The sequence below is a fragment of the Actinomadura sp. BRA 177 genome, from assembly GCF_013372625.1.
Taxonomy (GTDB): Bacteria; Actinomycetota; Actinomycetes; order Streptosporangiales; family Streptosporangiaceae; genus Spirillospora.
In genome coordinates this window covers 1-3117 of record NZ_JABXFD010000448.1, presented here as the reverse complement: position 1 = coordinate 3117, position 3117 = coordinate 1, and the positions used below count along the sequence as shown (strand labels likewise).

Sequence of the window (3117 nt, the reverse complement as noted above, 5' to 3'; positions counted from 1 at the left end):
GGTGGGGGATGTGTATGAGAGACAACCCTGGGCTTCCTCCCCATGGGCGCCGGCTAACCCCCGCCCCGGCGGACGGCCAGGGCACCGCCGTACACACCCGGCCGGAGACGTCCGGGAAGCACCGGTGTGCGACGACAGGGCGTGGTCGCCGTAGCGGACGTTGCCGTTCGGCTCGGCCGGCACGGGCCACCCGGCCATCGACGCCGCCGCCACGTACCGCTTGACGTTCGACGCACCGGTGGGCGTCGCCCGGCCGGCCAGGGGCCAAGCCGCGACGTGGTTCGGTCGGCCGGTCGGGGTGGTCAGTTGTCGCCGGTGGCCACTGGGTTGGCCGGGTCGGTCACCCAGTTGGACCAGGAGCCGACGTAGAGGGCCGCGGGGATGCCGGCGAGGTTGAGGGCGAGGATCTCGTGGGCGGCGGTGACGCCGGAGCCGCAGTAGGCGCCGACGTCGAGGGCGTCGGTCGCGCCGAGTTTGGCGAAGCGCTCGCGGAGCAGTCCGGGCGGCAGGAAGCGGCCGTCCACACCGACGTTGCCGGACGTGGGGGCGTTGCGGGCGCCCGGGATGTGCCCGGCGACCGGATCGACCGGTTCCTGCTCGCCGCGGTAGCGCTCGGCGGCGCGCGCGTCGAGGAGGACGCCCGCCGTGGCCAGTTCGGCGGCGCCCTCCGCGTCCAGGACGGGCAGGCGGCCCGGGTTGGCGATGAAGTCGCCCGGCTTCACCTCGGGTTCGGCGGCGCTCACCCGGTGGCCCGCCTCCGTCCAGGCGCGGTACCCGCCGTCCAGGACGCGGACCCGGTCGTGCCCGAAGTAGCGCAGCGACCACCAGACGCGGGCCGCGGACGTGGAGTCGGCGTCGTCGTACACCACGACCAGGGCGTCCTGCGACACGCCGGCGCGGCGCATCGCCGACTCGAACTCGACGGGGTCGGGAAGGGGATGGCGGCCGCCGGGACCGGGCGGCCCGGCCACGTCGCGGTCGAGGTCGATGAAGGCGGCGCCGGGCAGGTGCCCCTTGCGGTAGGACTCGATCCCCGGCGGCCCCGCCAGATGCCATCGGGCGTCCAGCAGGATCACGGGCGTCTGGCGTCGCAGCAGCCGGTCCAGTGCGGGCACTTCGATGAGAGGGTGCACACGGCCAGTTTGACCGCCGATGCCTGCTTTAGGGAGGGGCGAAGCCTGGTTCATCTCACATCCGCAGGGGTGTCAGGGGCGGGACGTGGTGAGCAGCGGCACGAGCTGCTCGGCCGGGACGAGGGAGCCGTGCATGCCGACCATCCGGTTCAGCCAGAACTCCCGCTCGGACGCGACGATCGCGAGATCGGCGTGCGGGACGGCGATCACATCGCCGATGCGGTCGGCCATCCCGTCGCCGAGCGGGCCGAACCAGCCGTCCGCCACGGCCTGCTCGCGGGGGACGACCCAGGCGCGGTCGCCGAGCACGGCCGTCCAGGCGGCGAGCACGTCGTCGTGGGCGCCCGGCTCGCTGTACACGTAGCGGCAGCGGGCGTCCCCGCCGAGGAGCGCGACGCCTTCCTGCAGCTCGGGGACGGTGTCGGCGTCCACGCGTTCCGACGGGTCGACCATGCCGTGGTCGGCGGTCACATGCAGCGCCGAACCGGGCGGGAGGACGGCCGCGATCTGCTGGACGAGCATGTCCACGAACCGCAGCTGGTGCCGCCAGTCCGCGGAATCGACGCCGAAGCGGTGACCGGTCCCGTCGAGGTCGGCGTGGTACACGGTGACGTACGCGCGGTCGCCCCTCCGGAGGGCCATCTCGGCGCGTCCGACGAGCTGCCCGAGGCCGTCGGCGGCCAGGTAGTCGGCGCCGCGGGCGGTCGCCCGGCTCAGCCCGGACCGCTTGTACTGCCGCAGCGACACGTAGCCGACCTCGACGCCGTCCGCCGCCGCCCGCTCGTACACGGTCGGGACGGGCTGGAACGCGGCCGGGTCGGGGTCGTCGTCCTTCCAGTGCAGGCAGTTCAGCAGCCGGCCGGCGCCGGGGATCGCCACCTGCAGGCCCAGCAGCCCGTGCCCGCCGGGTGGCGCGCCGGTCCCCAGCGAGGCGAGACTGGTGACGGTCGTCGCCGGGAACCCGGCGGTGATCGGGCCACCGTCCATCGCGTTCAGGTAGGGCGCCTCGTCCGGGTGCGCCTTGAGCTGCTCCCAGCCGAGCCCGTCGACGAGCAGGACGCAGGCGCGCGGCAGCTCGGGCAGCCCCAGCACGTTCACCGCGCCCGGAACCCCCAGCCCCGCCAGCACCGATGTGGGCAGATCGGAAAGCGCCCCCGCCCCGTACCGAGGAACAGGCGGCCGCCCAGCCTCCATCACCGGGCGGCTCCGCTCGCGGGGGACAACGCTCCGGTCACCGGGCGGTCGCCTCCGACAGTTCCTCGGCGAACGCCAGGACCTGGGCCGCCGCGTCCGCGCCGTCCGCCGCCTCGCTGACCCGCAGGGACAGGTCGTCGGCGGTGACGCTGCCGGTGTAGCCGTGGTCGGCCTCGCAGTTCTCGTCGCCGCACGTCGCGGGCTCGAGGTCGATGTGGGCGATCGCGCCCCAGCCGATGGTCAGCACGACCTCGGTGGGCGGCACGCCGGGCACGTAGGACGCGGGGTCCGGGACGACCCGGGTCACCGCGACCGACTGGACGCGTTCCAGCTTGACGGCCTCGGTGGTGGTGGACGCGTGCGGCTGGGCCATCCCCTCGCCGGGCGGATGCTCGTCGGTGTGGCACACCAGCAGCCGGGACGCGGACAGCACGAGCACCGTCACGTGCCGCCGGACCTCCATCGCAGGGTCGAACGTCGCCTCGTGGTGGACGACGTAGGCGACGACGCGCTCGTCGCCGACGGCCGACTCGACCGCGTCCGCGACCAGGGCCGGGTAGTAACCGCTGTGCTCGATCGCCGTGCGCAACCCACCGGCGGTCGCTCGGGTTTCCCTCATGGCCCCATCCTGCCCTGTCGAGGGCGGACGCGCACATGACCGGCTCGGTAGGCGGTCATCCGCGCGCCTGCCGGGTATGGGGCAGGCATGGACGAGCATCCACTGCCGACCCCGCCGCCGGTGCCGCCTTAGCCGGGTTGGGGTCAGCCCGGTGGGCCCGGCGGGCGGGGC

At 74.4% G+C, this 3117-nt stretch carries 3 protein-coding genes; all 3 read right to left on the bottom strand.

The genetic code is table 11. The features are described from left to right. Positions 1–302: 302 nt before the first annotated feature. The 3 genes from HUX53_RS26730 to HUX53_RS26720 all read right to left on the bottom strand — a co-directional run bounded on the left by HUX53_RS26730 (position 303) and on the right by HUX53_RS26720 (position 2946). The gene (locus tag HUX53_RS26730) at positions 303–1133 is read right to left on the bottom strand and encodes a sulfurtransferase (protein ID WP_309237444.1); all 831 of its coding nucleotides are present in this window, start codon (positions 1131–1133) and stop codon (positions 303–305) included. 72 nt (positions 1134–1205) lie between these two features. Then, positions 1206–2327: an alkaline phosphatase family protein gene (locus HUX53_RS26725; protein WP_176405984.1), complete on the bottom strand. Its 1122-nt coding sequence runs from the start codon at positions 2325–2327 to the stop codon at positions 1206–1208. 37 nt (positions 2328–2364) lie between these two features. Beyond that, on the bottom strand, positions 2365–2946 hold the full coding sequence (locus HUX53_RS26720) for a DUF5998 family protein (RefSeq protein WP_176405983.1): 582 nt from the start codon (positions 2944–2946) through the stop codon (positions 2365–2367). Positions 2947–3117: the final 171 nt, after the last annotated feature.